The organism is Citreimonas sp. (genome assembly GCF_042096055.1).
Lineage (GTDB): Bacteria > Pseudomonadota > Alphaproteobacteria > Rhodobacterales > Rhodobacteraceae > Citreimonas.
The window spans coordinates 1-10,802 of the sequence record NZ_JBELMH010000068.1; the positions used below are offsets into that span (position 1 = coordinate 1).

Sequence of the window (10,802 nt, forward strand, 5' to 3'; positions counted from 1 at the left end):
ACGGCGCCGGCGTCAACGCGGCGGGCTTCACCATCCATTCGGCCGTGCACATGGCCCGCCACGACGCGGCCTGCGTGCTGCACACGCACACCGTGGCCGGAGTCGCCGTGTCATCGGTCAAGGAAGGGCTGCTGCCGCTCAACCAATGGTCGGCGCAGTTCCATGACCGCATCGCCTTCCACGACTACGAGGGCATCGCCCTGGACCTGGCCGAGCGCGAACGCATCGTGGCCGACCTGGGCGAAAAGCAGGTGATGTTCCTGCGCAACCATGGCACGCTGCTTCTGGGGCGCTCGGTCGCCGAAGCGGTCAAGCTGGCGCTCAACCTCGAGCGGTCCTGCAAGGCGCAGGTCGCGGCACTGGGCATGGGGCTGACGCCGCTGGTGCTACCGGACGATGTCGCGGAACACACCGCGCGGCAATACGAGGCCGCCTATGACGGGATCGAACAGGGCGGCAAGCCCGACCCGGAATGGCGGGCGCACCTGCGCAGGCTCGACGCGGTCGCGCCGGATTACCGGGGCTGACGGCCCCGACACGGCAACGAGGCACCGGACGAACCGGGCCCGCAAAAGCAAGAAAACGCACAAGAACAGGGAAGACGAGAAGATGAGACATCTCAAGGCCACAACGTTCCTGATCGCCGCCTCGCTGGCGGCGCCCCTCGCTGCGCAGCAGGAGGGCGGGCGCCTCGACATCGTCGTGCAGCCCGAACCGCCGGGCCTGATGATGGGCCTGACGCAGAACGGCCCCACGCAGCTTGTCGCGGGCGACATCTACGAAAGCCTGCTGCGCTACAACACCGACCTCGAGCCGCAGCCGGGCCTGGCGAAAAGCTGGGAGATCTCGGAAGACGGGCTGACCTACACGTTCAACCTGCACGAGGGCGTGACCTGGCACGACGGCGAGCCGTTCACCGCCGAGGACGTGGTGTTCTCCGCCGACGTCTTCCTGCGCGAGACCCACGCGCGCCTGCGCTCGAGCCTGGAATACGTCGAGAGCATCGAGGCCCCGGACGAGAACACCGTCGTCTTCACCCTGAAGGAACCCTTCGGGCCCTTCATCAACGCCTTCGAGGCCGGCACCATGCCGATCGTGCCCAAGCACATCTACGAAGGCACCGACTATGCCACGAACGAGATGAACGCGACGCCGATCGGCACCGGCCCGTTCAAGTTCGAGGAATGGGAGAAGGGCAGCTACATCCACCTCGTCAAGAACGAGGACTACTACATCGACGGCCTGCCCTATCTCGACGAGGTCTTCTACCGCGTGATCCCGGACGCCGCATCCCGCGCGGTCGCCTTCGAGACTGGCGAGGTCGACGTGCTGCCCGGCGGCTCGGTCGAGAACTGGGACGTGCCGCGCCTGATCGAGATGGACAACGTCTGCTCGACCGGCTCGGGCTGGGAATTCTTCGCGCCGCACGCCTGGATGTGGCTGAACAACCGCGAGGGGCCGACCTCGGACGCACGCTTCCGCCAGGCGGTGATGTACGCGATGGACCGCGAGTTCATGAAGGACGTGGTCTGGAACGGCTTCGGCAACGTTGCCACCGGCCCGATCTCGTCCAAGACGAACTTCTACAGCGACGACGTCACGATCTACGACCACGACCCCGACAAGGCGCGCGCCCTGCTCGAGGAAATGGGCTATGACGGCGAACCGGTGCGCATCCTGCCCCTGCCCTACGGCGAGACCTGGCAGCGCTGGGCCGAGGCCGTGCGCCAGAACCTGCAGGAGGTCGGCATCGAGGCCGAGATCGAATCCACAGACGTGGCCGGCTGGAACGAGAAGACGTCCCAGTGGGACTACGACATGGCGTTCACCTACCTCTACCAGTACGGCGATCCGGCGCTGGGCGTGTCGCGCAACTACGTGATGGACCAGATCAGCAAGGGCAGCCCCTGGAACAACGTCGAGGGCTACGAGAACCCCGAGATGGACGAGAAGTGGGAAGCCGCCGCGACCCGCGTCACCCCCGAGGAACGTCAGGTGATCTACGACGAGATCCAGTCCGAGATCGTCGACGACGTGCCGGTCGCCTGGCTGCTCGAACTCGAGTTCCCGACGATCTACAACTGCGACGTCAAGAACCTCGTGACCACGGCGATCGGGGTGAACGACGGCCTCCGCGACGCCTGGATCGAAGAGTGACCCGCCGGCCGGGCGGCGCCGTTCGGCCCGCCCGGCCCCTTCCCCACCGTCCGACACGAAAGTGAGGGAACGGCATGGCCGTGCTCGCCACCATCCTTTCGCGCCTGGTCAAGGCGATCCTGACGCTGCTCGCCATCGCGGTGCTGAACTTCTTCCTGCTGCATGCCGCACCCGGCGACCCCGCGCTGGTGCTCGCCGGCGAGGCCGGCGCCGCCGACGAGCAGATGATCGCACAGCTGCGCGAGCGCTTCGGCCTCGACCAGCCGCTTTACGTGCAGCTGGGCAAGTACGTCTGGGGCATCCTGCAATTCGACCTGGGCTATTCCTTCCGCCAGGGTGCGCCGGTGTCGCAGCTGATCGCCGAGCGTCTGCCGGCGACGCTGCTGCTGACCTTCACCGCCTTCGTGATCTCGCTGGTCCTCGGCATCGCGTTCGGCGTCGCCGCCTCGGCCCGCGTGGGCCGCGCGTCGGATTCGGTGCTGACCACGCTGGCGCTGCTGTTCTACGCCACGCCCCTTTACTGGGCCGCGCTGATGGCGGTGCTGGTGTTCTCGGTCTGGCTGGGCTGGCTGCCCGGCTTCGGGTTCGAGACCGTGGGCGCGGGCTATACCGGCTGGACGCGCGCGCTGGACATCGCGCGACACCTGGTTCTGCCGGCGCTGACGCTGGGGCTGTTCTTCATGGCGGTCTACATGCGCATGACGCGGGCTTCGATGCTCGAGGTCAGCCAGCTCGACTTCGTGAAGACCGCGCGCGCCAAGGGCCTGTCGGGCCCCGCAATCCGCCGCCGCCACATCCTGCGCAACGCGATCCTGCCGGTGGTCACCCTGGCAGGCCTGCAGGCCGGGCAGCTGGTCGGCGGTGCGGTGCTGACCGAGACCGTGTTCGCCTGGCCCGGCATCGGCCGGCTGATGTTCGAAAGCCTCGCCGCGCGCGACTACAACACCATCCTGGGCGTGTTCATCGTGTCCGCAGCGATGGTGATCCTGTTCAACGTCGTGACCGACATCGTCTACCGCATCGTCGACCCGCGCATCGGAGCAAAGGCCTGAGCCATGTGGAAACGGTTCTCATCCAATATCGGCGCGCTGGTCGGGGTCTTCCTGCTGGTCACGGTGATCCTGGTCGCGCTGACCGCGCCGCTGATCTTCCCAGGCGGGCCGTGGCAGATGGTCCAGCGCCCGTTCCTGCCGCCCTTCGACGTGGACGGCCTGCCGCTGGGGACCGACACGCTGGGCCGCAACGTCGCCGCGCAGCTGGCCTACGGCGCGCAGGTCTCGCTGCTGGTCGGCCTCGTGTCCACGCTGGTGGCGCTGCTGATCGGCGTGCCGCTTGGGGCGCTCGCGGGCTTCTACGGCCAGTGGGTCGACGAGGGCGCCATGCGCTTCACCGAGTTCTTCCAGACCATCCCGAACTTCGCGCTGGCGATCGTTCTGGTGGCGATCTTCGAGCCGTCGCTGACCTCGATCATCATCGCCATCGCGATCGTCTCGTGGCCCCCGGTCGCGCGCCTTGTCCGGGCCGAGGTCATGTCGGTCCGCAAGCGCGAATTCGTCGACGCGGCGCGCCTCGCCGGCCTGTCGCGGCCACGCATCCTGGTCACGCAGGTACTGCCGAACACCGTCTCGCCGATCATCGTCATGGCCTCGCTGATGGTCGCCACGGCGATCCTGCTGGAAAGCTCGCTGGCGTTCCTCGGCCTCGGTGACCCGAACGCGATGTCCTGGGGCTACATGATCGGCTCGGCCCGCACGGTGATCCGCACGTCGTGGTGGCTGTCGTTCTTTCCGGGCATCGCCATCGTCATCACGGTCCTGTCGCTCAACCTCATCGGCGAGGGTCTGAACGACGCGCTGAACCCGCATCTCAGCCGGAAGGGCAAGGCATGACCGCGCTGTCGATCGAGAGCCTGAGCATCGGCCTGCCCGAAGGCGCCGACCGCCGCTTCGCCGTCGAAGACGTGTCCTTCGCCATCGAAAAGGGCGAGATCCTGTGCGTCGTGGGCGAAAGCGGGTCGGGCAAGTCGATGACCGCCAACGCGCTGATGGGCCTGCTGCCGCCCGGCGTGACGGTCGAACAGGGCCGCGCGGTGTTCCAGGGCCGCGACGTCCTCGGCCTGTCCGAGCGCGAGAAGCAGGCCCTGCGCGGCGACAAGGTCGCCATGATCTTCCAGGAGCCGATGACCGCGCTCAACCCGCTGATGCGCATCGGCGACCAGATCGCCGAGGTCTTTGCCGCGCATGATCGGTTCACGGCGTCCGAGCGCCGGGAAAAGGCGCTGGCGCTGATCCGCGAGGTCGGGCTGCCCGACCCGGAAAAGATCATCCGCGCCTATCCCTTCCAGCTGTCGGGCGGGCAGCGGCAGCGCGCGATGATCGCCATGGCGCTGGCGCTGGAACCCGCGCTGCTGATCGCGGACGAACCCACGACGGCGCTGGACGTCACCACGCAGGCGCAGATCCTCAAGCTGATCCTCGACCTTCGTGACAGGCACGGCATGGCGGTGATGTTCATCACCCACGATTTCGGCGTCGTGGCCGAGATCGCCGACCGCGTGATCGTCATGCGCGAGGGCTGCATCGTCGAGGCCGGCGATGCGGGCACCGTGCTGAACCACCCGCAGCACGACTACACCAAGCGCCTGCTCGACGCGATCCCGACCGGCACGCTGCCCGATGCGCGCCCGCCCCGCGACGTGCCCGCGCTCGAGATCAAGGGCCTGCTCAAGGTCTACCGCACCGGCGGCGGCCTCTTCCGCGAGGCGCGCGAGGTGCGCGCCGTCGACGACGTGTCGCTGACCGTCGCGCGCGGCGAGGTGCTGGGGCTGGTGGGCGAGAGCGGCTCGGGCAAGTCGACCCTGGGTCGCACCGCCGTTCGGCTGGTGACACCGGATGCGGGCCAGGTGCTGGTCGGCGGCACCGATCTTGCCGCGCTGTCCGAGGACGAGTTGCGCCGCCAGCGCCACAAGGTGCAGATGGTGTTCCAGGATCCCTACGCCTCGCTCAACCCGCGCCAGCGGGTGATGGGCGCGCTGACCGCCGGGCCGATCCAGAAGGGCGTGCCCAAGGCGCAGGCCCGCGCGCGGGCGCTGGAACTGCTCGAGATCGTCGGCCTCGGCGCCGACGCGGCCAGCCGTTTCCCTCACGAATTCTCGGGCGGTCAGCGCCAGCGCATCGGCATCGCCCGCGCGCTGGCGATGGACCCGGAACTCATCATCGCCGACGAGGCGGTCAGCGCGCTCGACGTGTCGATCCAGGCGCAGGTGCTGGACCTGCTGCGCGATCTGCGCGAGAAATTCGACCTGTCGATCCTGTTCATCACCCACGACCTGCGCGTCGCAGCACAGCTGTGCGACCGGATCGCGGTGATGCAGAAAGGTCAGCTGGTCGAGGTGGGCACCGTGCACGACATCTTCCTGCGCCCGCAGAAGGAGTACACCCGCCAGCTTCTGGCCGCCGTGCCCGGCGCCGACTGGGAAAACCAGAGGGCGCAACCCGCGTGATCGAACCGAAGATGATAGGATTGGTCACGACGCTCGGCGGCATCGACCTGGCCGGGCAGTACCGGCCGGTCTTCGCCCAGCACGCGCCCGAGCTCGAGATTCGCACGCCGGACGAGGTCGACGACCGGGGTGCGGTCCGCTTTGTCTTCACCTTCCGGCCGGCCAACGACGCCTTCGACGGGCTGACCGGCCTGCGCGCGATCTTCTCGGCCGGGGCCGGCACTGACGCGATCATGGCCTGCCCGTCGCGCCCTGCGCACGTCCCCGTCTTCCGGGTCGAGGATGCCGACCAGGCACTGCAGATGGCCGGCTACGCGGCGTTCCACGTCCATTGGCACCACCGCAACATGGCGCGCTATGTGGCGCAGCAGCAGCGGGGCGAATGGTCGCGCGTGGTCAAGGGGCTGTCGCCCACGTACCGGCGCGTGGGCGTGCTCGGCTTCGGCCACATGGGCCGCGCGATTGCGCGCGGGCTGATGGCGCTGGGCTACCCGGTCGCGGGCTATTCGCGCCGCCCGCCCGAACCGCCCGAGCCCGGCGTCGAGCATTTCCACGGCGACGGCTTGGACGCGTTCCTGGCGCGCGCCGACATGCTGGTGAACGTGCTGCCGCTGACCGAGCACACGCGCGGCCTGATCGACGCGGGCTTCCTCGGGCGGCTGCCGGCCGGGGCGGCGCTGATCCACATGGGGCGCGGCGGGCAGGTCGACGAGGCGGCGCTGATCGCGGCGCTCGACTCCGGCCACCTGTCGGGCGCCTCGCTCGACGTGTTCGAGACCGAGCCGCTGCCCCACGACGATCCCGTCTGGCGGCACCCGAAGATCCTGGTCACGCCGCATGTCGCCAGCATCCCCGAACCCGCCTTCGTCGTCCGCGCGATCCGCGAGCGTATGCGGCAGATCGCCAGCCAGGACGCCAAGGCCGGCTAGGCCGCCGCGCCTGCAACGTTTCGGGCTTTGCATTCGCCGTTCCCCGGCCTACTCCTGCGCGCATGCGTATACTCTTTCTTGGCGACGTGATGGGACGGGCCGGCCGCACGGCCGTGACCGAAAGGCTGCCGGGCCTGCGCCGCGACTGGCGGCTCGACTTCGTGGTGATCAACGGCGAGAACGCCTCGAACGGGGCCGGGATCACCGGCGCCCACGCCAAGCTGCTGTTCGAGGCCGGTGCCGACGTGGTGACGCTGGGCGACCATGCCTTCGACCAGAAGGACATGCTGCAGGCGATCGAGTCCGAGCCGCGCATCATCCGCCCCATCAACTTCGCCAAGTCCGCGCCAGGGCGCGGCGCGGCACTGTTCCAGGACGCCCGCGGGCGCAAGGTGCTGGTCGCGCAGGTGCTGGGCCAGGTCTTCATGAAGCGGCCCTTCGATGATCCGTTCTCGGCCGTGGACGATGCCCTGCGGCGCCTCGGCGGTCAGGCGCAGGCCCGCATCATCGACATCCATTGCGAGGCCACGTCCGAGAAGATGGGCATCGGTCACTTCTGCGACGGGCGCGCCAGCCTCGTCGTGGGCACGCATACGCACATCCCCACGGCCGACGCGCAGATCCTGCCCGGCGGCACCGCCTTCCAGTCCGACGCCGGCATGTGCGGCGACTACAACTCCGTCATCGGGATGGAGAAGACCGAGCCGATGCGCCGCTTCGTCACCGGCATGGGCAAGGCCCGGTTCGAGCCCGCCCTGGGCGAGGCGACCCTGTCGGGCACCTATGTCGAGACCGACGACGCCTCCGGCCGCGCCACGCGCATCGCCATGGTCCGCCAAGGCGGGCGGCTCGAAGCCGCGGGCCCCTGAGCCTGTGCGCGAAAGGCGGGCATCGAAGGGTGAAGCGTGCCGGTGCGCGGCCCGCGGCCGCATCGCCCGGGCTTGTGCCCCCCGGCGCGCTTCGACAGGATGCACCGGGTTGATCGGGGATCTCGGGGCCGCCGCATGGAATTGATCACGCTGGGCCAGACCGGGCAGGCGATCGCGACGCTTGCCGTGGTGGGCGTCATGTTCGTCCTCTTCGTGCGCGAGGTCTATCCCGTCGAGGTGGTCGCCATCGGCGGCGTCGCGGTGCTGCTGCTGATGGGCGCGCTGCCCTACGACGCGGGACTTGCCGTGCTGTCGAACCCCGCGCCCTGGACCATCGCGGCGATGTTCCTGGTGATGGGCGCGCTGGTGCGCACCGGCGCGCTCGACCAGCTGACCAACTACGCCCAGGGCCGCGCCGTGCGCCGGCCGCGCACCGCGATCGCCGGCATCCTGGGCAGCGTCGTGCTGGGATCGGCCTTCCTCAACAACACGCCGGTCGTCGTGGTGATGCTGCCGGTCTTCGTGCAATTGTCGCAATCGCTGGGCGTGGCCCCGTCGAAGCTGCTGATCCCGCTGTCCTACGCGTCGATCATGGGCGGCACGCTGACGCTGATCGGCACCTCGACCAACCTGCTGGTGGACGGCGTCGCGCGCGCGCAGGGGCTCGAGCCGTTCTCGATCTTCGAGGTCACGCCCGTGGCCGCGATCCTCGTCCTGTGGGGCATGCTGTACCTGGGCCACGTGGGCCGCTTCCTGCTGCCCGAGCGCGACAGCATGGCCACGATGCTCTCGGACCGGTCGCGCATGAAGTTCTTCACCGAGGCGGTGATCCCGCCCGACAGCAACCTGATCGGCCGCGAGGTGCTGGGCGTGCAGCTCTTCAAGCGCGAGGGCGTGCGCCTGGTCGACGTCATCCGCGGCGACGAATCGCTGCGCCGGGATCTCGACGGCGTGGTGCTGCAGGTCGGCGACCGCGTCGTGCTGCGCACCCAGATGACCGAATTGCTCTCGCTGCAGCGCAACAAGGAGCTCAAGCGCGTCGACCAGGTCTCGGCCAAGGAAACCACGACGGTCGAGGTGCTGATCACGCCGGGCTGCAAGATGGTCGGCCGCAGCATGGGCGCGCTGCGGCTGCGCCGGCGCTACGGCGTCTATCCGCTGGCGGTGCACCGGCGGAACCAGAACATCGGTCGCCAGATCGACGAGCTGGTCGTGCGCGTGGGCGACACGCTGCTGCTGGAAGGCGGCGCCGAGGACATCCGCCGCCTCGCCGACGAGATGCAGCTGGTCGACGTCTCGAAACCCTCCGCGCGCGCCTTCCGCCGCGGCCACGCGCCGATCGCGATCGGCGCGCTGGCGGGCATCGTGATCCTGTCGGCACTCGGCATGGCGCCGATCCTGGCGCTGGCGGTGATGGCCGTCGCGGTCGTGCTGCTGGCGCGGTGCATCGACGCGGACGAGGCGTTCTCGTTCGTCGAGGGGCGGCTGCTGGCGCTGGTCTTCGCGATGCTCGCCGTGGGCGCGGCACTCGAGGAATCGGGCGCGATCGCGCTGATCGTGGACGCGTTGGCGCCGTGGCTGATGCTGCTGCCGGGCGCGATGCTGATCTGGGCGGTCTACCTGATGACCTCGCTGCTGACCGAGGCGGTGACCAACAACGCGGTCGCGGTGGTCATCACGCCCATCGCCATCGGCCTCGCCGAGGCGGTGGGCGTCGATGCGCGCCCGCTCGTGGTCGCGGTGATGATCGCCGCCAGCTGCGCCTTCGCGACGCCCATCGGGTACCAGACCAACACGCTGGTCTACGGCCCCGGCGGCTACCGCTTCTCGGATTTCATCAAGGTGGGCCTGCCGCTGAACCTCAGCATGGGCGTGCTGGCGGCCCTGCTGATCCCGATCTTCTTTCCGCTGTAGGAAAACCGGCGGCGGGCGGAAACGTCCGCGCCAGGCACCACGACCGACCGCGCCGCGCGCGGACCGGTGCCGTCGGCGCGCCGGCGGACGCGGCGCCCCCGCAGGGGCGCGCGCTATCAGATCTGCTTTTCGGGCATCTGCACGACCAGGCCGTCCAACGCATCGGTGACCTTCAGTTGGCAGGTCAGGCGCGAGCGGTCGGGATCGGGCTCGAACGCGAAGTCGAGCATGTCCTCCTCCATGTCCTCGCGCTCGGGCAGCTTGGCGACCCAGTCGGGATGCACGTAGACGTGGCAGGTCGAGCAGGCACAGGCGCCGCCGCAATCGGCCTCGATCCCCGGAATGCCGTTGTCGCGCGCGCCCTCCATCACGGTCAGCCCGTTGGCGACCTCGACGACGTGTTCGGTTCCGTTGTGTTCGATGTAGGTGATCTTCGCCATGCGAGTGTCCCCGGCCTTTGCGTTCGCGTTCGGCCGCATAGGTAGTCGCGCCGGCGCCCGCCTGCCAGCCCTTTTCCGGCCTCCAAACGCCCCGCGCTTGCCGAATCCCGCCGGATGTTCCACATATGTTCCACATCCTGCCCTCGTCGGAGTCCGTTCGTGCCGCACCCCCTCGCCCCGCCCTGGCCGCGTCCGCCGCATTGCGTGCCGGCCGCCTGGCTCGACCGACCGCCCGCCGGCGCGCGGGTGACGGTCGCGGGGCTGGTGATCCTGCGCCAGCGGCCCGGCTCGGCCGGCGGCGTGATCTTCGTCACGCTCGAGGACGAGACCGGCGTGGTCAACGTCATCGTCTGGCGCAAGATGTACGAACGCTTCCGCCGCGCGGTGATCGCCGGGCGGATGCTGCGCGTCACCGGCCGCCTGCAGCGCGAGGCCGGCGTGACCCACCTGCTGGCCGAGGTGATCGAGGACATCTCGCCGATGCTCGATTCCCTGCTGGACGAGCCTCTTTCCCAAGGCGCATCAAGCGGCTAACCTGCCGCCGACAGGCAGGACGGAAGGCCCGAGCGCGGATGCCGAGACCCTTTATGGCGATCCCCGTGACGCGCGGCACGCGGCTTCTGGCCACCCTGCTGGGATTGGCGGCCGCGGGCTGCGCCACACCTCCGAAGACCCCGGATCCCGCGCCCGCCGTCGCGCCCACACCCGACGAGACCGGACGCTGCTGGGCGACCGAGCCGGTGCCCGCGATCTACGAACAGGTCGGCGGCGAGATCCTGGTGATCCCGGCCGAGACCGCGCCGGACGGCACGGTGCTGCGCGCGCCGGTCTACCGCCGCGCCATGGTGCCGCGCCTCGTGCGTCCGCGCGGCGAGATCCGGTTCGAGACGCCCTGCCCCGCGCTGCTGACCCCGGGCTTCGTCGCCTCGCTGCAACGCGCGCTGGCCGCGCGCGGCTACTACGTCGGCGCACCCACCGGCCGGATGGACGC

The 10,802-nt window shown here is 69.4% G+C and carries 11 protein-coding genes; 10 read left to right on the plus strand and 1 reads right to left on the minus strand.

All coding sequences use genetic code 11. The features are described 5' to 3' along the window. From ACFDTC_RS13800 to ACFDTC_RS13835, 8 genes are all read left to right on the plus strand, one after another. Window positions 1–527, plus strand: a 527-nt coding sequence (locus ACFDTC_RS13800; protein ID WP_375259465.1) for a class II aldolase/adducin family protein, incomplete at its 5' end; no start/stop codon positions are given. 82 nt (window positions 528–609) lie between these two features. After that, window positions 610–2,157 carry an ABC transporter substrate-binding protein gene (locus ACFDTC_RS13805; protein WP_375259466.1) on the plus strand — a complete coding sequence of 516 codons (1,548 nt, stop codon included), beginning with the start codon at window positions 610–612 and terminating at the stop codon, window positions 2,155–2,157. A 74-nt stretch (window positions 2,158–2,231) separates the two neighbouring features. Then, window positions 2,232–3,209 (plus strand): ABC transporter permease, encoded by a 978-nt coding sequence (locus tag ACFDTC_RS13810; RefSeq protein ID WP_375259467.1) that lies wholly within the window; start codon window positions 2,232–2,234, stop codon window positions 3,207–3,209. A 3-nt stretch (window positions 3,210–3,212) separates the two neighbouring features. After that, window positions 3,213–4,046 carry an ABC transporter permease gene (locus ACFDTC_RS13815; RefSeq protein ID WP_375259468.1) on the plus strand — a complete coding sequence of 278 codons (834 nt, stop codon included), beginning with the start codon at window positions 3,213–3,215 and terminating at the stop codon, window positions 4,044–4,046. Next, on the plus strand, window positions 4,043–5,659 hold the full coding sequence (locus ACFDTC_RS13820; RefSeq protein ID WP_375259469.1) for an ABC transporter ATP-binding protein: 1,617 nt from the start codon (window positions 4,043–4,045) through the stop codon (window positions 5,657–5,659). The genes ACFDTC_RS13815 and ACFDTC_RS13820 overlap by 4 nt, the downstream gene beginning before the upstream one ends. An 11-nt stretch (window positions 5,660–5,670) precedes the next feature. Beyond that, entirely contained in the window at window positions 5,671–6,588 is a 918-nt protein-coding gene (locus ACFDTC_RS13825) for a 2-hydroxyacid dehydrogenase (protein WP_375259470.1), read from the plus strand. 62 nt (window positions 6,589–6,650) lie between these two features. Beyond that, complete coding sequence (locus ACFDTC_RS13830; protein ID WP_375259471.1) at window positions 6,651–7,457, plus strand: YmdB family metallophosphoesterase; 807 nt, start codon at window positions 6,651–6,653, stop codon at window positions 7,455–7,457. Window positions 7,458–7,592: 135 nt separating this feature from the next. Beyond that, window positions 7,593–9,371, plus strand: coding sequence for an SLC13 family permease (locus ACFDTC_RS13835; protein ID WP_375259472.1), 1,779 nt, complete (start codon window positions 7,593–7,595; stop codon window positions 9,369–9,371). Window positions 9,372–9,487: 116 nt separating this feature from the next. On the opposite strand, the gene ACFDTC_RS13840 is transcribed toward ACFDTC_RS13835, so the two are convergent. Further along, window positions 9,488–9,811 (minus strand): 2Fe-2S iron-sulfur cluster-binding protein, encoded by a 324-nt coding sequence (locus ACFDTC_RS13840; protein WP_089880807.1) that lies wholly within the window; start codon window positions 9,809–9,811, stop codon window positions 9,488–9,490. A 159-nt stretch (window positions 9,812–9,970) separates the two neighbouring features. Here ACFDTC_RS13840 and ACFDTC_RS13845 point away from each other — a divergent pair, with 159 nt between their 5' ends. Together ACFDTC_RS13845 and ACFDTC_RS13850 are read left to right on the plus strand one after the other, a co-directional pair. Beyond that, a complete protein-coding gene (locus ACFDTC_RS13845) occupies window positions 9,971–10,345 on the plus strand; it encodes an OB-fold nucleic acid binding domain-containing protein (RefSeq protein WP_375259473.1) in 375 nt (124 codons plus the stop codon). Between the two features lie 38 nt (window positions 10,346–10,383). After that, window positions 10,384–10,802: peptidoglycan-binding protein (locus ACFDTC_RS13850; protein ID WP_375259474.1), on the plus strand; the 419-nt coding region annotated here is incomplete at its 3' end.

Coding starts and splice junctions, on each gene's coding strand:
- ACFDTC_RS13805 (WP_375259466.1), top strand. CDS start 610: ATGAGACATCTCAAGGCCACAACGTTCCTGATCGCCGCCTCGCTGGCG.
- ACFDTC_RS13810 (WP_375259467.1), top strand. CDS start 2,232: ATGGCCGTGCTCGCCACCATCCTTTCGCGCCTGGTCAAGGCGATCCTG.
- ACFDTC_RS13815 (WP_375259468.1), top strand. CDS start 3,213: ATGTGGAAACGGTTCTCATCCAATATCGGCGCGCTGGTCGGGGTCTTC.
- ACFDTC_RS13820 (WP_375259469.1), top strand. CDS start 4,043: ATGACCGCGCTGTCGATCGAGAGCCTGAGCATCGGCCTGCCCGAAGGC.
- ACFDTC_RS13825 (WP_375259470.1), top strand. CDS start 5,671: ATGATAGGATTGGTCACGACGCTCGGCGGCATCGACCTGGCCGGGCAG.
- ACFDTC_RS13830 (WP_375259471.1), top strand. CDS start 6,651: ATGCGTATACTCTTTCTTGGCGACGTGATGGGACGGGCCGGCCGCACG.
- ACFDTC_RS13835 (WP_375259472.1), top strand. CDS start 7,593: ATGGAATTGATCACGCTGGGCCAGACCGGGCAGGCGATCGCGACGCTT.
- ACFDTC_RS13840 (WP_089880807.1), bottom strand. CDS start 9,811: ATGGCGAAGATCACCTACATCGAACACAACGGAACCGAACACGTCGTC.